Annotated in this window: 3 protein-coding genes; 1 reads left to right on the top strand and 2 read right to left on the bottom strand. The window is 63.9% G+C overall.

Translation table 11 applies throughout. The features are described 5' to 3' along the window. The coding region (locus MOV74_RS35390) for a DUF2147 domain-containing protein (RefSeq protein ID WP_246931778.1) at positions 1–507 on the bottom strand (507 nt) is incomplete at its 3' end. Positions 508–648: 141 nt separating this feature from the next. On the opposite strand from MOV74_RS35390, the gene hpnO reads away from it, so the two are divergent. After that, on the top strand, positions 649–2040 hold the full coding sequence (hpnO, locus tag MOV74_RS35385) for an aminobacteriohopanetriol synthase HpnO (RefSeq protein WP_246931775.1): 1392 nt from the start codon (positions 649–651) through the stop codon (positions 2038–2040). A gap of 118 nt (positions 2041–2158) precedes the next feature. Here hpnO and MOV74_RS35380 read toward each other — a convergent pair. Continuing rightward, the coding region (locus MOV74_RS35380) for an anti-sigma factor (RefSeq protein WP_246931773.1) at positions 2159–2744 on the bottom strand (586 nt) is incomplete at its 5' end.

Below are 2744 nucleotides of genomic sequence, written 5' to 3'. Positions count from 1 at the left end.
TGCGACCGTCGCTCCTGTGGCTTTCGGCGCCGCGCCAGCGGACTTGGGCGCGCCCTTGGCCATGGCATTGGCGGTGCTCAAGGGGATTGGCGGGCCAACCCGGGTCCAGGTCTCGCCGCCGCAGAGGAAGCCCATCACGCAACCTTTGATCTCGAGCTGGTCGGCGCCGACAGGCGTGATGGTCGCGCTGTAGAGCTGGCCGTCCTTGGCGTTGTAGACCTGCCCTTCCCACTGATCGGCGCCGGGCTTCTTCTTCATGTCGATCAGCGTCGCCATGCCCAATGTCGGCCTGGTCTTTTTCGCGGCATCCGGGTTGTTCTCGTCGCGGCCGCCGGGCTGTTTTTCCCAGGAAACCGCGCCCCACATGCTGCCATTGCATTGGGCGACACGAATGTTGGCGACGCCATCGGCAACCCGCCAATCGCCGGTGGGATCGGCAGCGAACGCGGGGGTCAGGCAGGTGTAACCACCAGCCAGTATTATTCCGGTGTAAAGGGCCAAACGCATGATAGTTCCTCGGCAGTGCAACATGGTCTAAAGCTGTGCTTGCGAAGATGGTCCGAAAAAGGGCAAAAGGCCGCACAAACCGTTTTCAGTAACGGTCCGTTTTCAGTTGACGAAACGGCCCTCAACCGAAGTATGTAGCGGATGCACAGTCCAAATCCAGACATGTCTGAGCTATTCGCGGACCGTCAGGCCCAGCGTAGCGCCCTGCATAATCGGTATCTGAACGAGCAGTTCGTTCGGGTCCTCAAGACCATCGGCTACGATGTCGGCTTCCAGAAGGGGCAGGGGCAGTACCTCTACGACCGCGAGGGCGCGCGCTATCTCGACCTGTTGTCCGGCTTTGGCGTGTTTGCGATCGGACGCAATCATCCCGTCATGCGCGAGGCGCTCAAGAGCGTGCTCGACGCCGACCTGCCCAATCTCGTCCAGTTCGACGTCTCGGTGCTCGCCGGCGTGCTCGCCGAGCGGCTCCTGAAATACGTCCCCCATCTCGACAAGGTGTTCTTCGCCAATTCCGGCGCCGAATGCGTCGAAGCCGCGATCAAGTTCGCCCGCGGCGCGACGGGGCGCCCCGGCATCGTCTATTGCGCCCACGGCTATCACGGTCTGACCTATGGCGCGCTGTCGCTGACGGGTGATTCGAACTTCCGCACCGGCTTCGAGCCGCTGCTGCCGGGCTGCACCTCGATCCCGTTCAACGATCTGGCCGCGCTCGAAAAGGCGCTGGCCTCGCGCGAGGTCGCGGCCTTCGTGGTCGAGCCGATCCAGGGCAAGGGCGTCAACATGCCCACCGACGAGTTCCTGCCGGGCGCGGCCGCGCTCTGCAAGAAATACGGCACGCTGTTCGTCGCCGACGAGATCCAGACCGGCATGGGCCGCACCGGCCGCTTCCTTGCGGTTGAGCACTGGAACGTCGAGCCCGACATGGTGCTGCTGTCGAAGTCGCTGTCGGGCGGCCACGTCCCGGTCGGCGCGGTGCTGACGCGCAAGGCCATCTTCGACAAGATCTTCAACCAGATGGACCGCGCCGTGGTGCACGGTTCGACGTTCTCCAAGAATGATCTGGCGATGGCCGCAGGCATTGCCACGCTCGATGTCATGGAATCGGAGAAGCTGATCGAGTCCGCCGCCAAGCGCGGCGCCGAGTTGCGCCTGGCGCTGACGCGCATGGTGCCCGGCTACGAGCTGATGAAGGAAGTGCGCGGCAAGGGCCTGATGATCGGCGTCGAGTTCGGTCCGCCGAAGTCGCTGCGGCTGCGCGCCTCCTGGAATGTGCTGGAGGCGGCCAACAAGGGCTTGTTCTGCCAGCTCATCACCGTACCGCTGTTCAAGGACCACAAGATCCTCACGCAAGTCGCCGGCCACGGCAGCCACACCATCAAGCTGCTGCCGCCGCTTACCATCACCGAGGAAGACTGCGGCTGGATCGAGAAGGCGTTCGACGACGTCATCGCCGGCAGCCACAAGGTCCCCGGCGCGATCTGGTCGCTCGGCAAGACGCTGGTGGACAACGCAGTGAGGCGGTCGGCGTAGTTTCGCCGATCCGTCTCAACGCTCGTCATTGCGAGCGAAGCGAAGCAATCCAGAATCGTTCGCGGAAAGATCCTGGATTGCTTCGTCGTTACGCTTCTCGCAATGACCGCGAAGCCGTCTACCCCTCCACATTCGCCTTCATTGCCGCCTCGAACTTGTCGACGAATTCGGCGAGCTCGTCGGCGCCGATGTCGCTGACGGCCCAGAAGTTCAGGCCGCGCTCGCCCCAGCGGCGGCAGTTGAAACCCTGCATGGTCTCGGTCTTGGGCGCACGGTGTTCCGCGTTCGATGTTTGCGACACGAACAGATTGACGACGTGTTGCCGTCGCTTGTAGACGACCGCGCCGATGGCGCGGGCGTCGATATAGTCGAGCCGGCCGCCGACCAGCGTGAAACCTTGCGCGGTGAGATCGATCACGGGTGGGGCGACGTCGAGCTTGCCGTTGAACCACGGCTTGACCGTATGTTGATCGGTCGAGACCACATCGGTGAGATGACCGGCCTGAAGCGAGCGCAGATGCGCGGAGACCACCTCCGACAGGATACGCTGCTGGTCGTCCTGGCGCAGCACCAATGCGACGATGCCTGTTGCGGCCAGTGCAGAGACCGCCGAGCCCATCGCAAAGCCGCGCAGCACGGAGCGGCGGGTCGGTTGCTGGCGCTGCGGCTGCGGCAACGAGGCCTCGATCCGGGCGCGCAGGCTT

Origin of the sequence: Bradyrhizobium sp. SHOUNA76, from assembly GCF_023006445.1 — a bacterium.
GTDB lineage: Bacteria > Pseudomonadota > Alphaproteobacteria > Rhizobiales > Xanthobacteraceae > Bradyrhizobium.
Note: the sequence above shows the minus strand (reverse complement) of the source record. Positions and strands in the feature narration are given on the sequence as shown.

Bases quoted from the DNA above. Each gene is read 5' to 3' on its own strand.
- hpnO (WP_246931775.1), top strand. From the start codon at position 649: ATGCACAGTCCAAATCCAGACATGTCTGAGCTATTCGCGGACCGTCAG.